Origin of the sequence: Veillonella sp., assembly GCF_015058545.1 — a bacterium.
Taxonomy (GTDB): domain Bacteria; phylum Bacillota; class Negativicutes; order Veillonellales; family Veillonellaceae; genus Veillonella_A.
Map to the genome: position 1 here is coordinate 1 of NZ_SVCB01000052.1, position 24,534 is coordinate 24,534.

Here is a 24,534-nt window from a genome sequence, read left to right on the forward strand (position 1 = left end):
CTGTAGCTCCTGCTGTCGGTCTTGAACCCATTCTATATGCCCATAGGTTATCATCTCTATCACGGAGTATAAATTGATACCCTAAACTACACAACATAGCCATGATTCCCTTTTTGGTGCTATCCAATTCTGAATTCATAAGCATTCTCCTTTCACTGTTTCATATAGCGACTTTCTATATTTAATCGCATCCAGTAATTCATTCTGACCGGCTTCCTTTTTAGCGATAGCCCGCATAACTTGCTCGTCCATAGTTCCGACAGTTACCAAATGATGGATAATAACGGCCTCGGACTGACCTTGCCTGTATAATCGTGCATTGGCCTGTTGATATTGTTCCAGACTCCACGTTAAGCCGTACCACACGATAATATGTCCACCGGCTTGTAAATTAAGCCCGTAACCAGCCGATGCCGGATGTGCGAGTAGCATATCAATTCGCCCTTGATTCCAATCTGCGACATCAGCATCAGTCTTTAATTCTCGTGCGTTAGGAAAGGCCTTCTTAATCGCTGTCAAATCGTGACGGAAATTATAAAATACCAACATCGGTTTTCCTGCATTCGTATCAGCCAATTCTTTCAGCACTTCTAATTTCTGCTCATGGATTTTCGTACAGTGCTTGTCTTCGTCGTACACATACCCGTTAGCCATCTGTAACAGCTTATTCGCAACAGCAGCGGCAGTTAGTGCAATTATTTCACTATCTGCCAAGGCCAATACATGCTGTCGCTCCATCGTTTGATACAAGGCTTTTTCTGCATCGGTCATCTCCACTCGAATTACATTGTCAATACGTTTTGGCAAGGATAAATAATCCGCAGCCTTTAAGCTCATACACACTGATTGCAATCGTTTGTAAATATCTAATTCAGCAGATGCCTTTAATCGGTAACTATATACAACGTGGCCATTGGTTTTATCCGGTACGAAATATCTGTCTCGGTATTCGGTAATCGTACGACCTAGTCGCTCACCTCCATCTAATAAATAGATTTGGGACCACAGGTCCATCAATGTATTTGGCGCAGGTGTCCCGGTTAAAACAACGACACGATCAAACAGTCCGCGGAATTTACGCAATGCCTTAAACCGTTTTGCTCTTGGATTCTTAAAACTACTGCTCTCATCCACCACCAACATATCAAATGGCCATTGCCGTATGTTATGTACATAATATTCGCATAACCATGTTACATTTTCTCGGTTAATCACATACACATCGGCTTTTGTGTGTAATGCATCAATTCGTTGTTTGGCACTACCCAGCACCTTTACAATTTTAAGATTCTTCGTCTCGTCCCATTTAGCAGCTTCCTGCACCCAGGTACTTTCAGCTACTTTCTTTGGTGCTATCAATAGAACCTTGGTAACCTCAAACCGGTTATTGATTAACTGATTAATGGCCATCAACGTGCAGATACTTTTACCAAGCCCCATATCGAGTAGCAGTCCGTAGTGTGTATTCGTTACAATCCGGTCTATGGCTATCGATTGATAGGGGTGCGGAACAAACTTCATAAGCCCGCCTCGGTGAAGAAGTTAATCACACCATTCTTACCTTGTACCACACTGACCTGTGCGTGATGCTCTTTCAGTCTTAAAATCTGCACCTGCTGCGTAGGTGAAAGCCTGCCTGTTGTAGTTTTCAACTCAATAAAATGCACCTGCCCTGTACGGGTAATTAAAATTCTATCCGGCACACCGTCGTTACCGGGGGACACGAATTTATAAAATAGGCATCCTCTTTTTTGAGCCTCCGATTTCATAAAGGCCTCAACCTGTTTTTCAGTCCATTCCATATACACCATTCCTTCGAATATTTGTGTGTAGCCAATGTAGCCAATTATTGGCCAAAACTATATATAGGCTATTTTTTAGATATACACTAATATATATACACGCGTATATACAATATTATTATATTTATAATTAATTAGTAATAATTGGCTACATTGGCTACATTACACATATAAATATAATAGTAATCGTACTTTAAGCCGTAGCCAATTCCGTAACCAATCCCGTAGCCGTATCCAATTTTATAGCATATATCTATAATCTTCTATGTATAAAGAAGTATAATTATTAAATCTATAAAATTAGATATAACAATTGGCTACGGTAATTGGCTACACCTCTGGAACACCGTTTTCGATAAAATCACAGCTTATTGTGTCCTCTGTCCGAGGGCACAAACGCTTTTTGCACACCATATAATTTACCAAAACGTAATTTACCGGAACCCTTATTATACGGCTCCCATCCTTGCAATGATTGCAGAATATCAATGAGTTCACGGGCTTTAGCATTTGACAGTGTTTTACGGTCCCCGTTCAACACTTCACACCAAATCTCAAGAGCACAGACCTTTTCTCGTGGCTTACCGCCCTTCTCTTCGTCGTATGACTCAAGATAGGCTCTACGGTCATATAGGTCCTTGCTATCCCAGTTAGGTGGTAGCAGTACCGACAAATATTCTTCGATAAGACCTGTAAGCTCTGAGCCTTCCGTGTGAGATTGCTGTATTTTAATCGCTTCCTGTTCCAGTGACTCATCCAATACTAATGACTCACCATTAGCCCACAGCATAAACGCCTCCGCCCAAATTTGGTCTACTTCGTCTTTTGATAAATCCCACGAGTTGCGCACTTTCCGCTGCTTATTACCACTAATTGGCCAAAAGCGTCGGTTACCGGTGCGATCCTTTAAAAACAATAAATTATTCGTGGAGCCGGCGAACACGCACTGTCTTGGGTATTCTTCCGTTCGGCGGCCATACGGGACTCTAAATCGGTCTGTAGTACGACTCAGGAATGCCTTAACGATTTCGTTATCGTTTTTATACGTCGGCGATAACTCGGCCAATTCATTAATCCAGGCACCCTGTATTTGTTCTAAGGCGTCTTTGGTCTTGATATCCTGTAAGGTATTGTTAAACCATTTACCGCCCAACCGCTCCAAAATAACCGACTTACCAAGCCCTTGCTCGCCGTATAATACAATGGCCGTATCAAACTTTATGCCGGGCTCCATAACGCGGGCTATGGCTCCGCATAGCCATTTTCTCGTAACTGCTCTGATATACGGAGTATCTTCGGCACCGATAAAATCAATGAATAAGGAATCGACGCGTTCCGTACCGTCCCAATTTAGAGCTGTTAAGTATTCGCGGACAGGATGAAATTTATTTTGGTTCATGACCTCGGTAATCGCATCATCGATAATGCCCTTGCCCTTAATTTGATATACCGTAGATAAGTAATTCCGTATACAAGCATCATCGGTGTCCCCCCATAAATCACTACCGTTTACGGTACGCCACGGCAGATTACCGAGCACGACAATTCGATGTGCGAACTCGTCCAGGCCGAACCGCTGCTTTAATTTTGGATCATGTTGCAGAATCCAAATGCAGTTATAGGGGTTTGACTCCGGGACGCCCGCCTTAGTACGTTGTAATTTACGCATCCAGCTATCATCCGCATCATCGTCGATTAAATCCTCGATATTGTCGAATTCGTTGCTATACTTAGCGGCCCGTTCTTTATCGAGTAATACCGGAGCCGCACCATCTTCATTTACAAAGTTCATCATCGCCTTGAACGATGGTCTTGCATCAGCCCTCGTTTTAGCGTCACAATCTTCATCGAGTGAGCCGAATTTATGGATACGGACCAAATCAAATGCATTGGCCAACTTACCACTTAACGGGTCAGTACCATGGTGGCTATAAGCGAACGTGTCGTTATCATATACGACAAGCCCTGCCACGGTAGAGCCGGCTTTATAGGTATACCGATTCGCCGTATCACACGGTGCATATATATCCGGTAAGAATTTATCGATAGCAGCTGTTATACTGTAACTCCGACAAAAGGCACCGATGAGCCCAGATTTGGCCAAAGGATTACCTTGCTTTTTGGCACTATGTGCCATGAGCGTTTCCACTCTTGAACTTGTTGGCCAAAGGCTAACATCAGTCCAGTCTGTATAAGTGGCCAATATATCGTCTACCGGTAACAGTGAACCTTCGTGATGCTGAAATACGTACTCCACATCTTTCGGATGACTTGGCCAATACATAAGCCGTTCCGGTTGATGTGTAGACGGGTCAAATGACTCTATTCCGATGGATTCGGCTATTCGCCGTGACACCGCTTGAAACTCATCCGGAAGCATCGGTCTGTCGGACGGTACAATAATTCGGTATCGTGGTTGTTTTTCCGTGTGGCTATGTGTGCTATATAATACATATTCATAGCTATCAAGTGCTAAATCGAGCATCATCAGGAAATCATCGTCCGGACTATCCGCGTCAAGCGTCAACAAATATCGCTGCTTTACGGCACCTTTAACGCGTCGGCCGTTTTTAGGGATATAACCTCCGACAAAACCGCCTACGTCTTTGACGTCGCCCTGCTGTGATTTATTCATCCGCTTATATTCGGATGCCGTTTCTTTAGTTACAGTAGCCTTACTTAGTTGTGTTACGAGTTCAGACCATTTTAGTTCTTCGGTCTTCCAGCTACGGGCGTAGCGATTTGTGCCCGTAGCTATTTTTATAGTAATGTCGCTCAAATCGCCGTGCCTCCTAACCTTGCAATGTCGTAATTATACTTAAATGCATTTAACTTAACCTTATCCGCCCAATCGACTACCGCTTTATTCAATACCGGATCTTCTCGCACCGGATGATTACAATTAAGCTTAGCCTGATGAATCTGCACAAAGCTTAAACCGTCATCACGAGGTGTTACTTCGATACAAGCTTGCAATTCATTGTTCTTCGAAACCACCACGATAGCCACAGCTCCTTTGATTACTCGGTCAGCGTAGGTCGCTACACAATTATGTAGCTTAGTACCGATGTCCACTAATGCGTGTGTTTCCTTCGGCACGCTAAACTCGTAACCGTCAATTGTTGCCTCGAGGCGTTTGTAAATGTCAGATTGTTGGATACTTTTATTTTTTACCTTCTCTTTTTTAGACATCAAAACTAGCGTATCATGCACATCTCTTGCCTTAACTCGTTGCGACCAAAAGTCTTTACGGTTTTGACGAGATAAGCGGAAATACGTTTCGGCCGCATCTCTCAATTGGTAAAAGTCCTTAACAGAGGTTACTAAATTTACGGCAGCACTTTCGCCTCGAACATAGCGATAAATTGATAAAAACTCAGGCAATCGAGTACAAGCTATAAACTGCCAATGATTACGTCCATACTCATTTTGGGATGCCGTAAAGAAAGAGGATAATGTGCGTTCATAATTAGGATTATCTGAGAAAGCATTTATTAACGATAGTACATTAATAGCCCAGAACGGCCGTGTCTGTAATAGTTGTCGAGTGTGCCTGTTATTCTTTAGCCGATAAACTTTAATTAAGGCATTAATCCACGAAGTACCTGAACGCGTTAATTCCAATAGGTCTCCCATAGGTTGAGCAATATGGCTGTATTGATTTTCTATATAATCCGACAAAAGTTCCTCGCTTACGGACGGGCCGTCTGGTGCCGCCATTCTAAATACCAGTGTATCGAACAGACCTTTAAACACGCCTGCGGAGCACGACATACTAACTGTTTGACGAATTCCCGGAACCTTATAGCCAACACGTTTACTTAATTTCTCCAAAAAAGCCTTTTTTAGAATGGTTGTAAACGATTTTAACTCTTCTTTATATTCAACTAATAAACTTTGATAGGTTCCTCTTAACCAGTAAAAAGGCGTGGATGGATCAAAGTATCCCGGTGGTTTGAAATCCGGAATAACTTCAATTAAACTACTGCGGGCAATGCCACGCCGAATGTAGAGCACTCGACGCTGTTTAAAATCAAATCGTACAATATCCGTTCGTTTAGATTTATGCCCTTTTATAATTTGACGAAGGCCTTGGTCCCCATCAACGATTACCGAATCATATTTAAAAATAACGTCGATTTCGGTTCTGCGACTAACTATAGATAGGTCCATAGTTAAAGGAATACGATTCTCGTCTTCAGCATTTATAGTAAATGTATCACAGTTTACCTCTTGGCCACAAAACGGGCAATGATAATTCTCTGAATAATAGGAATCCACTTGTACAGAAAACCCGTTTGGCCGCATCGGCCAATAACAGGTAAAACTTCCTCCACAATTAACGTGATATTGAATAGCCGGTTTCCACGTTCCTATTTGTTTCCGTCGTACGACTTCAAATAACCGTGGCACCTTTAGCTGAAATAATACCGTACTCATACATTGCTACCGTCCTATAATAAATCATCAAAATCATCTGTTTCTTGAGCGACTTCCGGTTCTGCCGGAGCTTCTGATGCAGTAGCCGGTTCTTCAACAGGTTCCGCTTTTTTCTTCCGGGTAGTGCGTTTTTTCGGTTTTGTTTCGGCCGTAGTTTCGGTGTCTTTAGCATCCGCTTTTTTGGATTCTTCTTGTTTGGCCAGAACTTCGAGCCCTAGCTTGCAAGCAGTTAAGCACCCGTCGCAATAATCGAGAGCGGCTTGTTTACTATCACCGTCTTCAGCTTGTAACACCAATTCACGTAAATATTTAATAGCTTCTTCTTGTTGCTTAATCTGCGACTTGCCAATCATGATAATTCCTCCTCTTAATCTTTCATGTAATATGGATTTTCAAAGCCCGCTGCATTTAATATCAAACCGTCACACCACGGTTCCGGTTCACACATGATCTTAATTACTTCGTCCAAACTACCGACACCTATAGGCGCTTCAATGACTACTTCATCGTGTATGTGAGCACAGATTTTGTAGCCGTGCTTATATAACCGATACATTGCGCCGGCTAAGCAGTCACGCGCAATGGCCTGCACAATGTTTTCTGTTAATTTACCGCCATAGGTTTCGAGGCGTTCCCATTTGTTGGCCATCTGATTCATACCCATATAGGTAATAGACTCGCCACCAAAACGATTTTCGCCGATGCGCGGTTTCGTATAGGCCAATCGACGGCCACTCGGTAATGTGATAAATAAGGCACCGTCTCTACGTTCAAATCGTAAGCCTCGATGGATAATAGTAACAGGCCCGCCTTTTCTAATTGCTTCTTTTGCCGCAAAATCTACATCATTCCATAGCTTAATGATTCGAGGTGATGCAGCACGCCATTTTCTTACAATATCTGGCAATTCGTCTTCGGCGATACCGCCTTTTAAAGCGCCCATTGCAATCAATGCTTTAACACCGCCGCCATAACCGAGAGCCAACTCAGCCACTTTTCCTTTTTGCCGGAGATGGCCGTTCACACCATGCTTTTCAACTGGAACATGAAACATATTAGAAGCTGATGCACAGTAAATATCGCCACCTTCGGCGAATACCTTCTGACGCCATTTTTCACTACATAACCAAGCAATGACCCTGGCTTCGATAGCACTAAAATCGGCCACAATAAAGCGATTTCCCGGTTCAGCCACTAAGGCTGTGCGAATGAGCTGAGACAGTGTATCAGACACATCGCCATATAGTAACTCAAACATTTCTAAATCGCCTTGCTTGAGCGCGTCTCTGGCGGTGTCCAAATCCTCAAGGTAGTTACGAGGTAGGTTCTGCAACTGCACAATACGTCCGGCCCAACGTCCGGTTCTCATGGCACCATAAAACTGTAGCATACCGTGAATACGTTCGTCCGAGCATTCTGCATTACGCATAGCCGCATATTTTTTCACGCTTGTTTTCCCGAGCATCTGCCTTAGTTCCAATACACGACGAACATCAGCCGGTAAATCCTCAGCCAATAAATCAGCCACTACAGCTTTAGTCATACCGGGGATTTCATGGCCAAGTCGATTTTCTATCCATTCTTTAAGTTGCAAAGGGCTGTTCGGGTTTTCAAGCCCTGTCAAAGCACTGGCTTCAACTGTCAATTTACGCTTGAATTCATCGTCGAAAGCTAAGGCATTGTCTATCATTTCGTTATCAACGGCGATACCATTACGGTTAATGGCCAAGTCCATGAGCCAATACTCGTGTTCAATGTCCGGCGGTTTAAGTGGTAACAGGCGGTTACGAATGGCACGCTCCACCACAACGTCTTGCCTATTATATTCAATGTACTCGGCCCACCGTTCCGGGTCGTTTTCCGGTAAATTACGAGTACGACCTTTATTCGACTTTGTCGGTTTACACGGAACCGAGAAATACTGAATCAGTGATTTACCACGAGAGTCTTTTTCGACTCCAAGTTTTAACGCCTTAGATACAGCGTCCAAGGATGTAGGTAGAGAGCAATATAACGCTAATACGGAGGTACACTCCCAGTTTGTAATGTCCATATCCGGATATATCTTTTGCAGACAGGTCATCTCAAAGGCGGCATTGAACGCAGTCTTTGTTATGTCCGGATTGTGAAGAGCCGCCACTACTTGTGGCGGCAGCTCTTCTTTTGTTAGGTCCACAACCTCGACCGGACCGTCGTCAAAACAATATCCGAATAATAGAATCTCAAACGAAGGATCATCTACGTACCGATACACGCTATATTTAATCGGGCACTCGCTGTACGTTTCGATGTCGATTGAAAGTTCCATAGTGGTACCTCTTATAAGATATCGGAACCATCATCGACTAAATCATCATCGAAATCATCAGCCGATACGGTTACACCGCCTAAACGATCACCGTCTTTTACTTTACGCACACCGTTTAAACCAACACCTACACCTTTATTACCGTTGGAGTTATATACATACAAACCTAAGATGCACTGTGCATAGCATCCGCTGTATACTTCATCTTCCACTTCAAATGGCTCTAACACTTCCTTGTTTACGCCAAGGATTTGAGGGCGTTTCGAGTTTTTAGCGTTCACAAAATACTTGCCGGCATACACATCCGGTGCGTTGACCACATAATCAGCGGTATCCGTATCACCGTCACGAAACGGTACCGTGATAGCTTTCGCATTGTTATTCACTTTAGCAAGGGCTTTCGGATCACGTTTTAATTCTTCAACAGCATCCTGGAATGCTTTCACCGTTTCTTTGTCATTCTTATCGATTAAAATTTGAGTACTGTAAAACTTATTACCCTGCATATCAGGTTTGGCTTCGGCCAATGTAACATAGGATAAACGTACTAAACGAGTTTTAACTTTAGACATAGTAATTACCTCTTTTATAAATCATCATCAAAATCTTCTGCTGTTACAGTATTTAATTCCATCGGTTTCCGTGGATCCGATAACGGAGCCAGTGTCGGCTTTCCTGGTGGTTTTACTACAAACGGACCAACTATTTCGTTAAAGCCCTTACGGCCTAGTAACTTGGTAAGGTCCGTAATAGTTCTAAGTTCTTTAGGTTTATATATTTCCGCTTCTTCATACTCAGCGGCCAATAACGCTTGTGCCGCCTTTATTGGTTCCGTGATTTTACGTTTCGATGTGCCTGCAACGACTTTATAACCAGGCCAATCTTTTTCACCGCTAACAGCTTTTTGGATAGCGTACTCGTTCACATCTTCGAGCCACCTTTTAATGACCGGATACATATCGAGGATACGAGCTACTTCGCTATCCATTAGCAAGTTTGTTTTCTTACCGCCCATTTGGTAAAACTCCTCAAGGCACGTATCCGCTAACGCCCTGCATAAATGCCGTACTTTACAAAATCCACAGTGACTACCGGCCACACACTCACCATCACCTTCAAAGGCTTTTTTTGCTACCGGTTTAATCGATTCGCCCCATGCGAGTAAATCTACTATAGCCATAGTATCGGTAGTTACTGAGTCTAAACGGGGCTGTACGATAGTCATTTTGACTGTTTTAATATCATAGAGTAGACTGTAGGCCGCATAAGCACCTAAAGCGTATAATCGCATCTGCGAGTTATTTATTGCGGACACCGGCACGCCTTTTCCGTACTTTAAATCCACAACTTCCAGTACCTCATCAGCTACGATTACCATGTCACCGGTTCCAAATCCTTCCGGAGCCCATTCGCTATAGTCGAGCCGTGCTTCTACCATAATTTCAGCATCGGCTGAACGCTTCCGGGCTTCGTTAGCTTTTTCCATGCAGATGTCAACATATTGACTAACGGCTTCTGACATTTCACGGCTATAAGGTTCCGGTTCTGCTTCGCTTTCATCGTAATTTGTATCAAACAATAAACGATTAAGAAGCGTTTCGGCTAAACCGTGAGCCTTTGTCCCTTCCGCTGCGTAAGGGGACTGCTCATCCTCGAATTGCTGTTCCAGGCGGGCTGAGGGAGTACACCTCAGCCACCTGTACGAACTCGACGCAGACAATAGGGCGTGTTTACTCATGGCTCTTTACAAAGTCCATCACACGACCGTATAAAGAAGGATCCATAGTCGTAATATCCTTAACCTTTAATTCGTCGTGAAGGAATGCTGTTAATAAAGGTTTGCGTTCTTTTGGGTTGGCCAATAAAAACTCTTTAGCAGCCGCACGGACTTCATCAACGGTGTAAGCTTTAGTATCTTCTGTCTTTTGTTCCTGTGGTGCAGGCTCTTCCTGTTTTTCAGATTCAGCCGGTACTTCAATGGTTACCTTATCGACTACCGGTTCAGATTTAGCTGGTTTAGTTTCTTTTGCCGGCGCTTTTTCTTTAGTAGTTGTTTTCTTCGGTGCTACTTGTTTAGTTTGTTCATAGGCTTCTGTTGCAGCAGTTAATTGGTTAAACAAGGATACTACTTTACTTTTTACTTCTTCGGCGGTGTTACCGGAAATTTTAATTTCGATCATGGCTAGTTTTCCTTTCTCTTGAAAACGTGGTATACTTACGGTAAGTAGATATTTTTTCTATTGTCCTTTAACTGTTCCCGCAGTTAAGGGACTTTTTCTTTTGCCTAAAAGGCTTACATCGTGCATTGGAACCACCTCCTTTGTTTATAATTATTTTTTCCGGTTTCCTTTCCAGTCATTTAACATTTCCTGATTAAATACTTTATTGGCCACATATACAACCTCTTCGTCATTATCCACCACATCGTGATAATTGCGACGTTTCAGTACTTCCCGAATTACTAAACCAGCGATAACAGTTACCACGGCACCTAGCACAAAAGCTTCCAGCATCATTAGCCATATGTTGGCCATTAGCGATTCAATAGTCATTTCCTATCTCCTTTACTCGTAATATTAGTCCGATTCGAACTCATCAAACGTTTCAAAGGCTCCGATGCCTAATGCAATCTTAGTGGCCGGCCCAAACGTGATACCTTCACCAGCTAATGCCTTGTTTAATGTTCTCCGGACAACTCCACGTTCTTCGCAAAACTTATTCACCGAGCCGTACTGCTCTTCAATCTGCCGTTTTACTTCATCGCCGTCACGAATTAGTAAAAACCGGGTAATTATTTTACTCATGATAATCTCCTCTTTTGCCTTAAATTAGCAGCGCAGCACACATCACATACGGTCATGACGCCATAGCTACTGTCGTACATTAAGCGATTAGGCCTATGTGTGATTTCTCTACCGCACCGGTGGCATACTTTTCGCATAGGTGTGTCGATAGCTTTTACCGGATAGGCAGGTGCCACTTCCTTATTAGCCTTCTGCGTTGACTTCCGTCGCATCCCAATCACCTTTAATGTACTTCATAAATGGTACTTTTAAAATAATGTAGCGATAGCACTTTCCGCCTTCTTTCATGCGAACGGCTTTACCCCATAGCGGGAACTTATCGCGTTTAAGAGCCGCACGGATGAACTGTTCGGTTACACCCATTAATTCCGCAGCTTCACTCACTTTTAGCGTTTTGTCACTCATACTATTACCTCCTTAAATCTGTTTTAAAATCATACGAATCTCTTGGCCAACTAACACACGATCCCTAAAGGTGTCTTGGTTCCGGAAATCTTCCAAATAAAGCTCCAGCATTTCTTTGTAAATGGCAGCTTTAAAAGTTGGTTCAGGTGCTACGATATCTTCCCGGAACGGCTTGAGTATCTTCACTTCGCCACCGCACGGTTCGACCGATATAAGTCCCTTCCGGGCTAATTTTGATTTAGCGATACGAACCTGTGCCGATGAGATATTAAGCAGCTCCGATACTTCCGTATTTTTGTATACGTCCGTATCCCGGTACACGTTGTAAACGAGCTCTTGTATTGTCATTTCACGTTTCCTCCTTTCCTTTTGTAACATCTGCATTGAGTGAATTACATAGTATAAGGTTATCTCTTATCTCTAACAAAGTTTGCTCTAAGTCAATCACTCGTTCCTCTAATAATCTAATACGTTGGTGGTCCGGAAGTTGTTCCAATAACTCCAGCTCTTTTTCAGTTACCTGCATGAGTCTCACTCCTTTGTACTTATTTTCGATATCTTCTCTTTTTCATCTTGAACAAGTTTATTCGCCCATTTAAAGGAACAAAAGCACATGAAGAAAACAACGAGAAAAAATAAGCATTCGAATAAATTCAATTCAATATGTATCATCACTCTGTTATCCTTTAACTTTTAACAGAAAGAGTGCAGTTACAGCCGTACTCTTTTTGTATTTTCGCTAACCGTTCAACCCATTGTTCGAGTTCATCGAGTTCTAACGATTCAATCGGGACCTCTACATTTACATTAAATTTTGGTACCAAATCCATGCTTACACCTCGTTTCTCACGACAACTTGCAACTAAATATCGCACCAAGTCTGAATGCTAGGTACAGTAGGTTTAAAACTATAATGGTAAGATTAATACATGTTAAGAACCGAGCATCCTGAATAATCTCACTAGCGGTTTCCCGTTTCTTCCCGGTATCGTAGTCCCGTCCGGACAGTGCTTGGTACAGCAATTTGTAAAACTGTATAAGGGGTTTAATCATTTTTTAGCCCCTCCGTCTTTGCTATCGGCTTAATCATATCCGGTGTATTGGCTACTATTGTGAGAGTACAAGTCATACCAGCCGCTTTTTCTAATTGTTTAGTACCTTTGACGAAAAGATATGCGTCTCTAAAAGAATCGGTATTGGCAATAATGTTTATTTTCATGATTTTATCTCCCCATTTGTTCAATTAAAGGTAAATGCCCTTTATTTTTCAATAAACTATAAATGAACAATCTTCCCTGTTGCGTCCAATAGGTATGCATTACAGACCGGTCCGCATCTAATACAGTGGTTTTGCTACTGGTATACCCTTTATCGGCATATTTTTGATACAAAAACCATTGGCCGCTTTGCTTATATTGGACTTTTTCTTCTTCTAATAACCGGTTCAATTTCTTAGCACTCATACCATAATCTTTCGCAATTTGAGTTACGCTCAGTAAACTGTCATTTTGAAGAATTAAATCGTAATAAGTGGCTTTAGGTTGTAATTCAGATAACTGTTGAGACTGCTGAGCAATCACTAATTTTTGATTTTGGATTGTTCTATCCGCAATTTTTAACGCTCGCTCCATGACTTTTTCTGGACTATTCCAATCCCGTTCAATTTGAATAAAGTATTCTCTAGCTTGACGCCCTTTATCATTTCGAGCTAACATACACAATTGCTTAGCCATGTCGATAGTCAGTTCATGATCTAAAAAGGTAGATTCGTTACCTTGAGCTGTTAGTCTTTTTTGACTAACAGTTCTGAAATCATCATTTTCACTAAAACCGTATTCACACATTCTTTCAAACCATTTTGTGTATTGTGTTCCAATTTCCAAGAACATATGCAAATCACGGCCACTAATAAATTGACTATCATCAGACTTAACTTTAATTGGTATTAATTCATTCATAAGTTTTCATGGTTTCACCCCCCCTAAAAATCAAGCACGCTTGACTTAAAAACTAAAAAAAATAAGAGGGCTTGCAGTCTAAAGCGTTAGCCAATGCGAGCATTGTTGTATTAGTAACAACTGTTTGCGTACCTGTTTCTAGGTTGCTAATCGTAGTTCTAGACAGCCCCGAGCGCTCTGCAAGTTCTTCTTGCGTCATTTTGAGTTTAATTCTTCGGGTTTTAATTTTTTCGCCGATGCTCATAAAAATCACCTCCTAACAAGTCAAGCATGCTTTACTCTAATCGCAGTATATCACCATTCAAATATTAAGTCAAGCATGCTTTACAATTTATTTTTAAAAATGTATAATATACTTGACAGAGAAAAGATGCAAGGAGGTGTAATAATGCATATAGGCGATTTAATTAAAAAATATAGAACGGAGCATAATTTGACCCAAAAACAAATGGGGCAATTATTAGGGTTTACTAAAGCGTATATATCAATGTTAGAATTAAACAAAAATTCTCGCTCCGGCAAGCCGATAGCACCTTCTACAACAGTGCTGAAAGCTGTAGCGGATTTATATGAAATATCGATTGATGATTTGCTGACACTACTAGACGGCGACCAACTAATTGATTTAGCCCCGAATAAAGACAGCGAAAAAGGGTATTATGATGATTTAGAAGTGGCGGAATTAGCCGAAGAAGCCCGTATAAATCCGGATATACGCATTTTATTTTCAGCTACTAAAGGCATTTCAAAAGAAAGCCTACAAAAGACAATAGATTTTGTGAAGTTTTTGAAGTCGCAAGAGCATAACGATAGCGACTTTTCGGAGTGATAGAATGAATGTAAATATTATAATTGCACCGCTAGAAAGAGGAATAAAAAAATAGTATCTATGTCATCGGCCGACAATTTAAGGGCGATTTTACTCAATACTATTTCATTTCGAGTAAAATCGCTTTCACCATTTAATTTTCTAGATAAGGTAGAAACATTTATTCCTAATACCTTAGAAAATTGTTCTAAAGACATATCATTTTTGGCGATATGATATTTAAGTAAATTTTTATTCATATTAATCACCTCCTTTTTTGCATATACGCAAATTGCATTTTAATTTTATACGCATTTACGCAAATTGTCAATCGTAAATGCAAAAAAAATAAAATTTTTCATCAAAAATATTGCATTTACGCAAAGATATGTATATAATAAGTTTAAAAGGAGGGTGAGCTATGGAAAATGTAATAAAAAAATTAAGGCTTAATAAGGGCTTAACATTGCAAGAAGTCGCTAATTTTGTAGGAGTGAATGTTGCTACTGTATCTCGTTGGGAATCAGGAGAAATTGCTAATATGCGACGAGATAAAATTGCTCTGTTAGCTCAACTGTTTAATGTAAAGCCGTCTTATCTTATGGGACTAACAGAAGAAGATACTCCTTTAACTTTGAATGCTGATGAAAAGAAGGCATTAGAATTTATAAAAGAAACAAATTCTATGCCTATATTAGCTAGGGCTGGCACACTACCTAAACAAGATCAGGAGTTAATACTGAGCCAACTTGAAGCATTAGTAAAAGGATTAGAAAAAAAGGAAGAAAATGATAAGAGCATTTAAACCTCTCCCTAGGCGCCCTCGGTACGAGTATGCTAAGAAAAAAGCTTATGAATTACTGTCCGATTTAGATATACGTGAATACCCTATCGACATATTTAATATTTATAAGATTAAAAATATTAAATGTTTCTCCTTAAGTGAAGCGGCACCACTGATTTCATTATATCCAAATTTATCTAATCTTCTTACAAAAGATGCTTTTGACAAAAATGATATGGACGCTTTTACGACTATTATCCCTAATTTTGGTTACGTTACGTTCTATGATGACCAAAAATCAGATGATAGAATTAGATTTACGTTAGCACATGAACTTGGGCATATTGTACTTAATCATTGTATTGACTTTGAAGAAACTTTGTATTTTCGTTCAGGTTTATCTGAAGCACAATACAAAGTATTAGAAAGAGAAGCTAATACATTTGCAGGAGCTTTTATCCGTCCCGCAAGACTTGTTCGCCTTTTAAATAGTATCTACCAAAAACTACACATTGCGGAAATTCAAGCAATTTTTCATATATCCTATTCTGCAGCCAATGCTTGTATAAATATCGTTAAAAAGCTAAATGTTTTACAAGAAAAAAAATAATATTAACTTCTTCTTTCAAACGCAATTTTTTGACTTCATTAATGCAAGTTATTGTATTAATTGTCACTACCGCTTTACATCTAAGTCTCCAAATTATTGCCCAATTTGTGGAAAGCACAACCTATTATGGTATAATACTAATTTATACATTTATGACTTTATAGAATTAGATTACGGAGAAATTCCCATTATGGACTACAAAACATATCCTACTAATCCTATAAATAATCAAACCGAAACATGCCCGCGTTGTGGATTAGAAAACATTGCTTCTGATTGGAACTACTGCCCGATTTGTTCGCTACCTACTCAAAATGTCTGTGAAGATTGTGGCGAAAAATTAGAACCACATTTTCGCTATTGCCCTAAGTGCGGAAAAGAAAGCCTGTATTTTAAAGAAAAAGCGTTAACATCATGGAAGGATGAATTTGACCTACAAAACACAGCCCCTACAGTAGTAGAGGAGCCGTCTTGGGATGAAAATAATATCCCTTTTTAATCAGTTAAAATAAAAAAAATCCCCCCACCCTGCGCCAACAGGATGAGGGGTTCATATACAACACCAGGAGCGGTGCCATATACCCATTAATTTAATTATAGCACGCTCCAGGTGTATTCACCATACCCAATTTATAGTTAGGAGCGTGATTTTTTTATGCGAAGAGCAAATGGTTCGGGTTCCGTATATAAGATGACTCACAAACCGTTACGTAAGCCCTACCGGGCTGTTATTACTGTCGGCGAAGACGAGGAAGGCCGTATGATTCGGAAAACGGTAGGCACCTTCAAAACCGCACGAGAAGCTTTAGAGTTTTTAAAAGACTACAAAGGCGATCCCAAAGTCTTTCAAGCCCAGGATATTACCTTTGGTAAATGCTTTCAATGGATGAAAGCCGACAAGGAACGTCAAGGCATCACTCCGTCAACTATGGCCAATTACGTATTAGCCGAACGCCGGCTGGACGAATTAATGGATATGCCTATAAGCGATGTAAAACTAATCCATCTGCAACGAATTGTAGATGACAATAAGGAGTCGTCACGATCCACGATTAATAAAATCGTATTGGCCATGTCAGCTACGTTCGTTACAGCCATTAAACACGATATAGATGTTAAGGATTACTCTAAATTTGTAGTACGCCCACCGGCTGAAGAAAGTACTATTCACTCCGCTTACACACCAGAAGAGATACTGGCGTTATGGCAGAATCAGGATGAAGGCATCAATAAGCTCAAACTGATTTACATCTACACCGGAATGCGTCCCCGAGAATTAATCAACTTACGCGTCGAAAATACGCATTTAAAAGACGGTTATGTTGTTGGTGGTAATAAGACAAAGGCCGGTAAAAACCGTGTCATCCCTATCGCAAAATGCATACTCCCCTTCGTATTCGAGCTTGTAAATAAAGCCCGGTTTAACCGGGATGAAACATTGGCCGGTGTTATTGGTGACTACGCCAAACTCAGACGTCGATGGGTAAAAGGTGGGCACCTGCCACACGATGGCCGGCACACTTTTGCGACGATGGCTGCCAATGCCGATATTAAACCGCACATCATAAAACTTATCATGGGCCATAGTATCAAAGACCTAACGGAAGGCACCTATACGCATAAGACAATTAAACAATTAGTCGATGCCGTTGAGCTGCTCCCGACACAAAAAAATCTGATACCGGTTGAGCAACAGTTGTGTAACGACTAAAAAAGTCAACACCGTCGAGCATATTCTGTAAATGAGAAAGCCTGTAACCACGCATGGTTACAGGCTTTATTTATTAGAGGACGTGATTACCTGTCATAGTCTACTAGTCCTTCCTTATAAATCGTGGAAAGTAAAGCGTTGATCACCGATTACCACTTCGTCGCCGTCCTTACAGCCACGTTCTTTCAATTTTCTGTCTAAATCCATATAGGACCAAATTTTTTGGAAACGACGAAGAGCCTGTTCATCTTCTAAGTTTGTCATGGCTACTAATTTTTCAATACGAGCACCGCTGATAATGAAGGATGCATCGTCACCGCGGGTAATGGTAAAGTCTGTATCCGGTTTAGCTTCGTATAATACGGTATCATCTACTGCTTCCGGTTCCGGTACATAGTTTTCCACGTAGTACCAGGCACGATTTACCAAATCAGGCAAGCCTTCACCGGTTAACGCATTTACCGGGAATACTTCATAACCTTGTTCTTCAAAATATTTAGTTACACGCGGTAAAGTTTCTTCGTCTTGTAACATGTCAATTTTATTTAATGCGATTAATTGAGGTTTTTTGCTCAATTTTTCACTATATTTAGCAAGCTCTTTATTAATCGTATGGAAATCCTCAATCGGATCACGACCTTCCATGCCCGATACATCGAGTACATGGATAAGGATATTACTGCGTTCCACATGGCGCAAGAATGAGTGCCCAAGGCCTACCCCTTCACTGGCCCCATCAATAAGACCCGGAATATCCGCCATAACAAAGCTTTGACCTTCACCTACGGACACAACACCGAGAACCGGTGTTAACGTCGTAAAATGATATGCCGCCACTTCCGGTTTTGCGGAGGATACTTTGCGAATAATACTGGATTTACCTACACTCGGATACCCCAATAAACCTACATCGGCCAACACTTTAAGCTCCAATTGGAGCCAACGTTCTTCGCCGGGTTCGCCTTTTTCCGCAAACGTCGGCGCACGATTGGCACTGGTATGGAAATGCGCATTGCCGCGACCGCCACGGCCGCCTTTGGCCACTACATAGATCTGACCGTCTTCGATAAGGTCGGCCATTAATTTACCGCTTTCTTCATCTTTAACAGTCGTACCGAGCGGCACCGGAATAATCATATTATCGGCACCTTTGCCGTATTTATTACTGCTCTGACCACCTTCACCGGCCGGTCCCTTAAACTGTCTTTTATATCTGAAATCAACGAGAGTGTTGATATTTCTGTCCGCTTTTAAAATGATGTCTGCTCCTTTACCGCCATCGCCGCCGTTTGGGCCGCCGTTAGGAACATACTTTTCGCGTCGGAAACTACTCATCCCGTTGCCGCCGTCACCGGCTTTCACAAAAATTCGTGCACGATCGATAAACATAGTTTTCATCCTTTTCTGATAGTAATATGGGCGGTAACTCAAAATAGCTACCGCCTCACTATTATTTTGTCTTTAAAATTTCCAATGCTTTCTGAAGTTGTGTATCATCACTTTCAGATTGCGCATTGTCCGGTAATTCAACTTCCACATCAGGCTTAATGCCTGTGCCATCGATTACCCGATCATTTGGCGTATGATATTTGGCAATCGTAATCTTAATGCCTTCATCGCCGGGAACACCCAAAATAGTTTGAACCGTTCCCTTACCATAACTGTTAGTACCCACAATGGTACCTACTTTTTCATCCTGCACCGCACCGGCAATAATTTCCGAGGCGCTCGCAGAACCTTGATTAATAAGCACAACCATAGGAATGGTAGGCTCCAAACCTTCTGAGTCATAAGACTCTATACGACCGGATCGATCCTGAATCGTAACAATCGGACCGGCCGGCAAAATATAATTGGCTACTTCCTGAGCAGTCGTCAATAAACCACCCGGATTGTCGCGCAAATCGAGGACAAGTTTTATCATGCCCTTTTCTTTTAATTCATTATAGGTTTTGGCAAAATCAGGACCGGTTGGTTCCGCAAACTGACTGATGCGGATATAGCCAATATGGTCATCCAACATTTTGCCCTTAACCGTTGGCAATGTAATTTGTTTGCGCGTAATGGTAATATCTTTAACTTCATTACCGCGCATTATGGTAATCGTAACATTAGTACCTTCTTCACCACGAATCATCTTGGATGCCTGTTCCATGGTTAAAGTAGATGTATTAACCCCGTCAATCTCTACAATGATATCGCCGGATTTAACGCCGGCTTCCGCAGCAGGCTGGCCTTCAATAGCACTGGCCACTTTCATCAGGCCATCCTTATCCTGGCCGAGTACAATACCGACACCGATGTAACTGGCCGATGTTTGCATATAAATATCATTATATTCTTTTTCATTAAGATATTGACTATGCGGTTCTCCCAGCGAATCAATCATACCGGCCAAAGAGCCTTCAAATAAAGATTGTTTCGAAACCGGGTCCATATAAAAATGACTGGCCACAAAATATGTGAAAAAGAACTTCACAGCACCGATTGGGGAGCCGGAAATATACCAAAACACGAGCCACATAAATACAATGCCTGCAAGCGTAAACTTAACGGCGAATCGGACGCCGGACTTCAAGGAGTCCGACCACCGACGCTCTGTATTTTCATTATTCATCTTATAAATACCCTTGTGGATCAACAGGATCACCATTTACACGCACTTCAAAGTGAACGTGCGGACCTGTGGAGTTACCCGTACTGCCTGCATAGGCAATAACGGTGCCCTTACTTACAGATTGACCTTCCGATACGGCCAAATCAGAGTTATGACCGTATAAAGTGGAAATACCATTACCATGGTCGATAACAACGGCATAACCGTAGCCGTCCATCCAACCGGAGAATACGACAGTACCACCATCGGCAGCATGTACCGGGGTGCCTTCATCAACGCCGATATCGATACCGGAGTGAAAAATTTGTCGTCCGAAAATAGGATGGTTACGCCAGCCGAAGTCGGACGTAATAACACCGGATACCGGCCAGGCAAGTTGACCTGTACCTTGTACATAGGTGTAATCACTACCGCCACCGCCGCCACCGGACTGAGCCGCTGCTGCTGCGGCGGCCGCTGCGGCAGCACGTTCAGCTGCACGCTGTTGCAACATAGCACGAATGGCATCAGAGGAAGCCTGTAAATCAGCCTGCATCTGTTCAGCCACAGCCTTATCATTTTGAGCCTGTGCCAAAATAGCGGATTGTTCATCTTTTTTCTTCTGAATAACCGCTTGCGTTTCACGTGCTTTGTTTTCCAATTCTACAACTTTAGCACGATCTGCTTCCAATTCGGCTTTCCGTTGCGCAATTTCTTCACGTTCCGTCTTAATGCTGCTGATTAATTTAATGTCAGCATCAATAATACGTCGCAACATTTCAACGCGATTGGCAAAATCACTGAAGTCTTTGGCCCCAATGATAACTTCCAAATAGCTGAGACGACCGTTGATATAAATATCACGGACACGCTTATTGAAAACCCCTTCCCGTGTTGCCAACCGAGCTTGCGCTTCGGCTAACAATTTTTCATTCTTAACAATTTCATTTTCTACAGCCATACGCTGCTGTTCATAGCTTTTTAAATTAGCCGTAGCCTGATCCAATTCCACCTGAATCTGATGCAATTGTTCAGACACATTCGTAATCGTAACTTCCGCATTGGCTTTTCGATTACCCGCTTCTTGCATTTGTTGTTCTATGCCGCTGAGCTGATTCGTTAAATCCTCATCTTCGGCATAAATAGTACTAAGCGGTACGGAAGCTAACATGGTGGTACTCAAAAGAACGGCCGCGATGCGCATGGATAATTTGTTATTTGCCATACCCAACCCTTCTCTTATACCTTCATATACTGTTTCAACGAAATAGTGGAACCGATAGCCCCTACCAAGACACCTACGCCCAATAAAATAGCGCTCAAGTCATAGAAGAATGGGAACATCGGTACTAACGGCAAGAATGCCAAGGAATTTTCCACTTCAAGGGTGATGAAGTGATAGAATTCCCAAACACAAGCCGTCGCAATAGCGCCGCCGATAAAACCGAGCAACATACCTTCAATGAGGAACGGCCAACGGATGAACCAGTTGGTGGCCCCTACATATTTCATGATACCGATTTCTTTACGACGGGCAAATACGGTAAGGCGAATCGTATTAGAAATGATGAACAAGGTTGCCCCTGCCAAGAAGGCAATAAGAGCAATACCGCCAATGCGGATAACCTGAGTCATTTTGAAAATCTGTTCGATTACATCTTGTCCGTAATGAGCACTTTCCACTTCAGGGAACGTAGCTACTAATTTAGCCGTACTTTTTACTTCTTCCGGGTCCTCAAAAGTAATCACATAGGCAGATGGCAATGGGTTATTGCCATCCAAAGCGGCTACTAAGCCCTGCTGATCGCCAAGGCGTTCTTTAAAACGCTTCATAGCTTCGTCTTTATTGACGAATTCCAGATTTTTTACTTTTGGTAAGGCTTTTAATTTTTTACCGACTTCCATAACTTGGTTAGTAGTCAAGCCGTCTTTCATATAAATACTGATTTCTACCTGACTTTCCAAGTTGGAAGCCAAATTATTGAGATTTACAACCCCGGTAGTAAAAACCCCCAGAATAAATAAAGATAATGCTACTGTGGAGATGGAAGCCAAAGTCATGAGACCGTTGCGACTCATAGACTTGAGAGCCTCTTTCACAAAGTATCTAAACGTTCTAAGCTTCATTGAATTCAGCACCTCGCATTCTATCACTGATTACGCGGCCATCTTCCAATGCAATAACCCGCTTATTTAAATATTTAACCATTTCCATATCATGTGTTACCATAACGATGGTTGTCCCCGAATTGTTGATTGTTTTAAACAATTCCACAATCCCCTTACTGGTATTAGGGTCCAAGTTCCCCGTCGGTTCATCAGCGATGAGCACTAACGGTTTATTAACGATGGCACGGGCAATGGCTACACGCTGCTGTTCACCGCCGCTCAAATCCTGCGGTAAATCGTCAGCTTTATGACCGAGGCCGACCATATCCAATACGGCGGCAACTCGTTCCTCAATAACTTTCGGTTTTTCTTCAATTACTTCAAGTGCAAAGGCAATGTTTTCCGCTACCGTTTTGTTTGGCAAAAGACGGAAGTCTTGGAACACAATGCCCAAACGACGTCGTAAATACGGAATTTTCCGTTTTTTCAAATGAGAGACTTCCATGTCATTTACGATAACGGTTCCCGAATCAGGTACTACTTCATGTGATAATAGTTTGATAAACGTGGATTTCCCAGCCCCACTAGGACCACAGATAAGTACGAACTCACCCTTCTCAATATGTATAGTTACGTCATCCAAAGCCAGCGAGCCATTGTCGTACACTTTGTTGACATGGTTAAATTGAATCATTGATTAACTTCCTTTACTATTTTCGTTCAATCGCTGTTTTAGCAGCATTCACGATATCTTCTGCAGTAAGACCATATTTGGCCATCAATTCTTTAGGTGTACCGGATTCACCGAATGTATCCTTCGTGCCGATGCGAATAACCGGTACCGGCGCAAATTCCGTTACCACTTCAGCTACAGCAGCACCTAAACCGCCATAAATATTATGTTCTTCAGCTGTTACAATGGCACCGGTTTCTTTAGCTGCTTTCACAATAGCGTCAGCATCAATCGGTTTAATAGATGCCATGTTGAGTACACGAGCTTTTACATTTTGTTCAGCCAATAATTTAGCAGCCTGAACGGCAGGACCTACCAAAGCACCGCAGGCAATAATCGTTACATCGGTACCGCCTACGAGTTCAACAGCTTTCCCCGGTGTAAATTCATAGCCTTCCGGAGTTACATCGTCTACACCGGCACGGCCTAAACGAACATATACAGGACCTTCATAATCGGCAGCCCATTTAATAACCGCGGTAGTTTCCGCTTCATCGGCAGGAACAACTACTTTAAGGTTAGGAATAGCACGCATGCAGGCAATATCTTCAAGGCTCTGATGAGTGGCTCCGTCTTCACCTACCGTAATACCGGCATGAGTAGCACAAATTTTTACGTTTAATTTAGGATAACATACGGCATTGCGCACCTGTTCAAAAGCACGACCCGTAGCAAACATAGAGAACGAAGACACGAACGGAATTTTACCGGCTGCTGCCAAACCGGCACCGACACTGATTAAATTCTGTTCCGCAATACCTACGTTAAAGAAACGATCCGGATAAGCTTTTTTGAAATTATCCGTTTTAGTGGATTTAGATAAATCCGCATCTAATACAACTATATTTTCGTTAGCGGCGCCAACAGCCACTAAGGCATTACCATATGCTTCACGTGTTGCTTTACCCATCTTACACCTCCAACAATTCTGCTACGAATTTTTCATATTCTTCAGCGGACGGCGCCTTACCATGCCAGCCTGCCTGACCTTCCATTTCTTTAACACCCTTACCTTTGACAGTGTTCATCACGATTGCTGTCGGTTTGTCGGTACAAGCTTTAGCGGCTTCAATGGCATTGTGTAATTCATCAAGGTCATGACCGTTGACTTCGATTACATTCCAATTGAAAGCTTCAAACTTAGGAGCGATTGGTAACGGCGACATTACTTCACGAATATCACCGTCGATTTGAAGACCGTTGAAGTCGATGAAAGCAGTCAAATTATTGAGTTTATAGAAACCGGCAAACATAGCGGCTTCCCAAACTTGACCTTCTTCCAATTCACCGTCACCGAGTACGGCAAAAACGCGATAGTCTTTTTTGTCGATACGTCCGGCCAATGCCATACCACATGCGGCACTAATGCCCTGGCCCAAGGAACCGGTAGACATATCAACGCCCGGTGTATGTTTCATATCGGGATGGCCTTGCAACATGCAATCAATTTTACGTAAATTGTCCAA

Annotated in this window: 30 protein-coding genes; 5 read left to right on the plus strand and 25 right to left on the minus strand. The window is 42.0% G+C overall.

Features of this window, described 5'->3' with window-relative positions; genetic code table 11:
* Window positions 1-135: 135 nt before the first annotated feature.
* The 17 genes from E7204_RS03315 to E7204_RS03395 all read right to left on the minus strand — a co-directional run bounded on the left by E7204_RS03315 (window position 136) and on the right by E7204_RS03395 (window position 13,961).
* Complete coding sequence (locus tag E7204_RS03315; RefSeq protein WP_295181525.1) at window positions 136-1,521, minus strand: DEAD/DEAH box helicase; 1,386 nt, start codon at window positions 1,519-1,521, stop codon at window positions 136-138.
* Window positions 1,518-1,802, minus strand: a complete 285-nt coding sequence (locus E7204_RS03320; protein ID WP_295181527.1) for a VRR-NUC domain-containing protein — start codon at window positions 1,800-1,802, stop codon at window positions 1,518-1,520. Before E7204_RS03320 ends, E7204_RS03315 begins: the two co-directional genes overlap by 4 nt.
* 361 nt (window positions 1,803-2,163) lie before the next feature.
* Window positions 2,164-4,581, minus strand: a complete 2,418-nt coding sequence (locus tag E7204_RS03325) for a virulence-associated E family protein (protein ID WP_295181529.1) — start codon at window positions 4,579-4,581, stop codon at window positions 2,164-2,166.
* Window positions 4,578-5,975, minus strand: a complete 1,398-nt coding sequence (locus E7204_RS03330; RefSeq protein WP_295181531.1) for a PcfJ domain-containing protein — start codon at window positions 5,973-5,975, stop codon at window positions 4,578-4,580. Before E7204_RS03330 ends, E7204_RS03325 begins: the two co-directional genes overlap by 4 nt.
* A 281-nt stretch (window positions 5,976-6,256) precedes the next feature.
* Window positions 6,257-6,595: a hypothetical protein gene (locus E7204_RS03335; RefSeq protein WP_156704254.1), complete on the minus strand. Its 339-nt coding sequence runs from the start codon at window positions 6,593-6,595 to the stop codon at window positions 6,257-6,259.
* Window positions 6,596-6,609: 14 nt separating this feature from the next.
* Window positions 6,610-8,550, minus strand: a complete 1,941-nt coding sequence (locus E7204_RS03340) for a DNA polymerase (RefSeq protein ID WP_295181534.1) — start codon at window positions 8,548-8,550, stop codon at window positions 6,610-6,612.
* Window positions 8,551-8,561: 11 nt separating this feature from the next.
* Complete coding sequence (locus E7204_RS03345; protein ID WP_295181536.1) at window positions 8,562-9,122, minus strand: DUF2815 family protein; 561 nt, start codon at window positions 9,120-9,122, stop codon at window positions 8,562-8,564.
* A 14-nt stretch (window positions 9,123-9,136) separates the two neighbouring features.
* Complete coding sequence (locus tag E7204_RS03350; RefSeq protein ID WP_295181538.1) at window positions 9,137-10,288, minus strand: DUF2800 domain-containing protein; 1,152 nt, start codon at window positions 10,286-10,288, stop codon at window positions 9,137-9,139.
* Entirely contained in the window at window positions 10,281-10,730 is a 450-nt protein-coding gene (locus E7204_RS03355) for a hypothetical protein (protein WP_295181540.1), read from the minus strand. The genes E7204_RS03350 and E7204_RS03355 overlap by 8 nt, the downstream gene beginning before the upstream one ends.
* A gap of 150 nt (window positions 10,731-10,880) precedes the next feature.
* Entirely contained in the window at window positions 10,881-11,102 is a 222-nt protein-coding gene (locus tag E7204_RS03360; RefSeq protein WP_295181542.1) for a hypothetical protein, read from the minus strand.
* A 24-nt stretch (window positions 11,103-11,126) separates the two neighbouring features.
* Complete coding sequence (locus tag E7204_RS03365; protein WP_295181544.1) at window positions 11,127-11,354, minus strand: hypothetical protein; 228 nt, start codon at window positions 11,352-11,354, stop codon at window positions 11,127-11,129.
* A gap of 183 nt (window positions 11,355-11,537) precedes the next feature.
* Window positions 11,538-11,759 (minus strand): hypothetical protein, encoded by a 222-nt coding sequence (locus tag E7204_RS03370; RefSeq protein ID WP_295181545.1) that lies wholly within the window; start codon window positions 11,757-11,759, stop codon window positions 11,538-11,540.
* A 12-nt stretch (window positions 11,760-11,771) separates the two neighbouring features.
* The gene (locus E7204_RS03375; RefSeq protein WP_006555815.1) at window positions 11,772-12,107 is read right to left on the minus strand and encodes a hypothetical protein; all 336 of its coding nucleotides are present in this window, start codon (window positions 12,105-12,107) and stop codon (window positions 11,772-11,774) included.
* Window position 12,108: 1 nt separating this feature from the next.
* Window positions 12,109-12,285, minus strand: a complete 177-nt coding sequence (locus E7204_RS03380; RefSeq protein ID WP_295181548.1) for a hypothetical protein — start codon at window positions 12,283-12,285, stop codon at window positions 12,109-12,111.
* Window positions 12,286-12,804: 519 nt separating this feature from the next.
* Window positions 12,805-12,978, minus strand: a complete 174-nt coding sequence (locus E7204_RS03385) for a hypothetical protein (RefSeq protein ID WP_295181550.1) — start codon at window positions 12,976-12,978, stop codon at window positions 12,805-12,807.
* Window positions 12,979-12,982: 4 nt separating this feature from the next.
* Complete coding sequence (locus E7204_RS03390) at window positions 12,983-13,717, minus strand: phage antirepressor KilAC domain-containing protein (RefSeq protein ID WP_295181552.1); 735 nt, start codon at window positions 13,715-13,717, stop codon at window positions 12,983-12,985.
* A gap of 52 nt (window positions 13,718-13,769) precedes the next feature.
* Entirely contained in the window at window positions 13,770-13,961 is a 192-nt protein-coding gene (locus tag E7204_RS03395; protein ID WP_295181554.1) for a helix-turn-helix transcriptional regulator, read from the minus strand.
* 144 nt (window positions 13,962-14,105) lie between these two features.
* Between E7204_RS03395 and E7204_RS03400 the strand changes: the two genes are divergently transcribed.
* Window positions 14,106-14,546, plus strand: coding sequence for a helix-turn-helix transcriptional regulator (locus tag E7204_RS03400; protein WP_295181556.1), 441 nt, complete (start codon window positions 14,106-14,108; stop codon window positions 14,544-14,546).
* Window positions 14,547-14,563: 17 nt separating this feature from the next.
* Here the strand turns inward: E7204_RS03400 and E7204_RS03405 are convergent, their stop codons facing one another.
* Window positions 14,564-14,785 carry a helix-turn-helix transcriptional regulator gene (locus tag E7204_RS03405; protein WP_295181558.1) on the minus strand — a complete coding sequence of 74 codons (222 nt, stop codon included), beginning with the start codon at window positions 14,783-14,785 and terminating at the stop codon, window positions 14,564-14,566.
* Window positions 14,786-14,946: 161 nt separating this feature from the next.
* On the opposite strand from E7204_RS03405, the gene E7204_RS03410 reads away from it, so the two are divergent.
* The 4 genes from E7204_RS03410 (at window position 14,947) to E7204_RS03425 (ending at window position 17,630) form a co-directional block, all read left to right on the plus strand.
* A complete protein-coding gene (locus tag E7204_RS03410) occupies window positions 14,947-15,330 on the plus strand; it encodes a helix-turn-helix domain-containing protein (protein ID WP_006555808.1) in 384 nt (127 codons plus the stop codon).
* Entirely contained in the window at window positions 15,314-15,919 is a 606-nt protein-coding gene (locus tag E7204_RS03415; protein WP_295181560.1) for an ImmA/IrrE family metallo-endopeptidase, read from the plus strand. The genes E7204_RS03410 and E7204_RS03415 overlap by 17 nt, the downstream gene beginning before the upstream one ends.
* Window positions 15,897-16,418 (plus strand): zinc ribbon domain-containing protein, encoded by a 522-nt coding sequence (locus tag E7204_RS03420; RefSeq protein WP_295181563.1) that lies wholly within the window; start codon window positions 15,897-15,899, stop codon window positions 16,416-16,418. The genes E7204_RS03415 and E7204_RS03420 overlap by 23 nt, the downstream gene beginning before the upstream one ends.
* 156 nt (window positions 16,419-16,574) lie before the next feature.
* Window positions 16,575-17,630, plus strand: coding sequence for a tyrosine-type recombinase/integrase (locus tag E7204_RS03425; protein ID WP_295181565.1), 1,056 nt, complete (start codon window positions 16,575-16,577; stop codon window positions 17,628-17,630).
* A 114-nt stretch (window positions 17,631-17,744) separates the two neighbouring features.
* Here the strand turns inward: E7204_RS03425 and obgE are convergent, their stop codons facing one another.
* The 7 genes from obgE to E7204_RS03460 form a co-directional block, all read right to left on the minus strand.
* Complete coding sequence (gene obgE / locus E7204_RS03430; RefSeq protein ID WP_295181567.1) at window positions 17,745-19,019, minus strand: GTPase ObgE; 1,275 nt, start codon at window positions 19,017-19,019, stop codon at window positions 17,745-17,747.
* A 61-nt stretch (window positions 19,020-19,080) separates the two neighbouring features.
* Window positions 19,081-20,154, minus strand: coding sequence for a S41 family peptidase (locus tag E7204_RS03435; RefSeq protein ID WP_295181577.1), 1,074 nt, complete (start codon window positions 20,152-20,154; stop codon window positions 19,081-19,083).
* A gap of 94 nt (window positions 20,155-20,248) precedes the next feature.
* The gene (locus tag E7204_RS03440; RefSeq protein WP_295181569.1) at window positions 20,249-21,451 is read right to left on the minus strand and encodes a M23 family metallopeptidase; all 1,203 of its coding nucleotides are present in this window, start codon (window positions 21,449-21,451) and stop codon (window positions 20,249-20,251) included.
* Window positions 21,452-21,465: 14 nt separating this feature from the next.
* Entirely contained in the window at window positions 21,466-22,353 is an 888-nt protein-coding gene (gene ftsX, locus E7204_RS03445; protein ID WP_156704923.1) for a permease-like cell division protein FtsX, read from the minus strand.
* Window positions 22,343-23,029, minus strand: a complete 687-nt coding sequence (ftsE, locus tag E7204_RS03450; protein WP_295181572.1) for a cell division ATP-binding protein FtsE — start codon at window positions 23,027-23,029, stop codon at window positions 22,343-22,345. The genes ftsX and ftsE overlap by 11 nt, the downstream gene beginning before the upstream one ends.
* Window positions 23,030-23,045: 16 nt before the next feature.
* Window positions 23,046-23,978, minus strand: a complete 933-nt coding sequence (locus E7204_RS03455) for a transketolase family protein (RefSeq protein WP_295181574.1) — start codon at window positions 23,976-23,978, stop codon at window positions 23,046-23,048.
* A 1-nt stretch (window position 23,979) separates the two neighbouring features.
* A partial coding sequence (locus tag E7204_RS03460; RefSeq protein WP_295181575.1) for a transketolase occupies window positions 23,980-24,534 on the minus strand: 555 nt, incomplete at its 5' end.

What these genes read in the sequence shown, in the direction of transcription:
- E7204_RS03315 (WP_295181525.1), bottom strand. Translation starts at nt 1,521, where the DNA reads ATGAAGTTTGTTCCGCACCCCTATCAATCGATAGCCATAGACCGGATT.
- E7204_RS03320 (WP_295181527.1), bottom strand. Translation starts at nt 1,802, where the DNA reads ATGGAATGGACTGAAAAACAGGTTGAGGCCTTTATGAAATCGGAGGCT.
- E7204_RS03330 (WP_295181531.1), bottom strand. Translation starts at nt 5,975, where the DNA reads ATGGACCTATCTATAGTTAGTCGCAGAACCGAAATCGACGTTATTTTT.
- E7204_RS03335 (WP_156704254.1), bottom strand. Translation starts at nt 6,595, where the DNA reads ATGATTGGCAAGTCGCAGATTAAGCAACAAGAAGAAGCTATTAAATAT.
- E7204_RS03340 (WP_295181534.1), bottom strand. Translation starts at nt 8,550, where the DNA reads ATGGAACTTTCAATCGACATCGAAACGTACAGCGAGTGCCCGATTAAA.
- E7204_RS03345 (WP_295181536.1), bottom strand. Translation starts at nt 9,122, where the DNA reads ATGTCTAAAGTTAAAACTCGTTTAGTACGTTTATCCTATGTTACATTG.
- E7204_RS03350 (WP_295181538.1), bottom strand. Translation starts at nt 10,288, where the DNA reads ATGAGTAAACACGCCCTATTGTCTGCGTCGAGTTCGTACAGGTGGCTG.
- E7204_RS03355 (WP_295181540.1), bottom strand. Translation starts at nt 10,730, where the DNA reads ATGATCGAAATTAAAATTTCCGGTAACACCGCCGAAGAAGTAAAAAGT.
- E7204_RS03360 (WP_295181542.1), bottom strand. Translation starts at nt 11,102, where the DNA reads ATGACTATTGAATCGCTAATGGCCAACATATGGCTAATGATGCTGGAA.
- E7204_RS03365 (WP_295181544.1), bottom strand. Translation starts at nt 11,354, where the DNA reads ATGAGTAAAATAATTACCCGGTTTTTACTAATTCGTGACGGCGATGAA.
- E7204_RS03370 (WP_295181545.1), bottom strand. Translation starts at nt 11,759, where the DNA reads ATGAGTGACAAAACGCTAAAAGTGAGTGAAGCTGCGGAATTAATGGGT.
- E7204_RS03375 (WP_006555815.1), bottom strand. Translation starts at nt 12,107, where the DNA reads ATGACAATACAAGAGCTCGTTTACAACGTGTACCGGGATACGGACGTA.
- E7204_RS03380 (WP_295181548.1), bottom strand. Translation starts at nt 12,285, where the DNA reads ATGCAGGTAACTGAAAAAGAGCTGGAGTTATTGGAACAACTTCCGGAC.
- E7204_RS03385 (WP_295181550.1), bottom strand. Translation starts at nt 12,978, where the DNA reads ATGAAAATAAACATTATTGCCAATACCGATTCTTTTAGAGACGCATAT.
- E7204_RS03390 (WP_295181552.1), bottom strand. Translation starts at nt 13,717, where the DNA reads ATGAATGAATTAATACCAATTAAAGTTAAGTCTGATGATAGTCAATTT.
- E7204_RS03395 (WP_295181554.1), bottom strand. Translation starts at nt 13,961, where the DNA reads ATGAGCATCGGCGAAAAAATTAAAACCCGAAGAATTAAACTCAAAATG.
- E7204_RS03400 (WP_295181556.1), top strand. Translation starts at nt 14,106, where the DNA reads ATGCATATAGGCGATTTAATTAAAAAATATAGAACGGAGCATAATTTG.
- E7204_RS03405 (WP_295181558.1), bottom strand. Translation starts at nt 14,785, where the DNA reads ATGAATAAAAATTTACTTAAATATCATATCGCCAAAAATGATATGTCT.
- E7204_RS03410 (WP_006555808.1), top strand. Translation starts at nt 14,947, where the DNA reads ATGGAAAATGTAATAAAAAAATTAAGGCTTAATAAGGGCTTAACATTG.
- E7204_RS03415 (WP_295181560.1), top strand. Translation starts at nt 15,314, where the DNA reads ATGATAAGAGCATTTAAACCTCTCCCTAGGCGCCCTCGGTACGAGTAT.
- E7204_RS03420 (WP_295181563.1), top strand. Translation starts at nt 15,897, where the DNA reads ATGTTTTACAAGAAAAAAAATAATATTAACTTCTTCTTTCAAACGCAA.
- E7204_RS03425 (WP_295181565.1), top strand. Translation starts at nt 16,575, where the DNA reads ATGCGAAGAGCAAATGGTTCGGGTTCCGTATATAAGATGACTCACAAA.
- obgE (WP_295181567.1), bottom strand. Translation starts at nt 19,019, where the DNA reads ATGTTTATCGATCGTGCACGAATTTTTGTGAAAGCCGGTGACGGCGGC.
- E7204_RS03435 (WP_295181577.1), bottom strand. Translation starts at nt 20,154, where the DNA reads ATGTGGCTCGTGTTTTGGTATATTTCCGGCTCCCCAATCGGTGCTGTG.
- E7204_RS03440 (WP_295181569.1), bottom strand. Translation starts at nt 21,451, where the DNA reads ATGGCAAATAACAAATTATCCATGCGCATCGCGGCCGTTCTTTTGAGT.
- ftsX (WP_156704923.1), bottom strand. Translation starts at nt 22,353, where the DNA reads ATGAAGCTTAGAACGTTTAGATACTTTGTGAAAGAGGCTCTCAAGTCT.
- ftsE (WP_295181572.1), bottom strand. Translation starts at nt 23,029, where the DNA reads ATGATTCAATTTAACCATGTCAACAAAGTGTACGACAATGGCTCGCTG.
- E7204_RS03455 (WP_295181574.1), bottom strand. Translation starts at nt 23,978, where the DNA reads ATGGGTAAAGCAACACGTGAAGCATATGGTAATGCCTTAGTGGCTGTT.